At 66.8% G+C, this 268-nt stretch carries 1 pseudogene; it reads left to right on the top strand.

The features are described 5' to 3' along the window. Window positions 1-268: pseudogene (locus OC439_RS30230) on the top strand (dipeptide/oligopeptide/nickel ABC transporter ATP-binding protein); the annotation flags it as partial.

The raw sequence follows: 268 nt of genomic DNA, 5'->3' as shown, positions 1-268 counted from the left end.
TCGCCCGCGCCCTGGCGTTGAAGCCGAAACTGATCGTGGCCGACGAACCCGTCTCCGCCCTGGACGTGTCGATCCAGGCGCAGGTCATCAACCTGCTGCGCAGCCTGCAACACGACCTGGACCTGGCGTTCGTGTTCATCGCCCACGACCTCGCCGTCGTGCGGCACTTCTGCCACCGCGTCGCCGTCATGTACCTCGGCAAGATCGTCGAACTCGGCGACCGCGACACCATCTACACCCGCCCCCAGCACCCCTACACCCGGGCACT

This window comes from Micromonospora sp. Mcm103, assembly GCF_024519755.1.
GTDB classification, from domain to species: Bacteria; Actinomycetota; Actinomycetes; order Mycobacteriales; family Micromonosporaceae; genus Micromonospora; species Micromonospora aurantiaca.
This window is presented reverse-complemented; position numbering and strand designations above follow the sequence as displayed.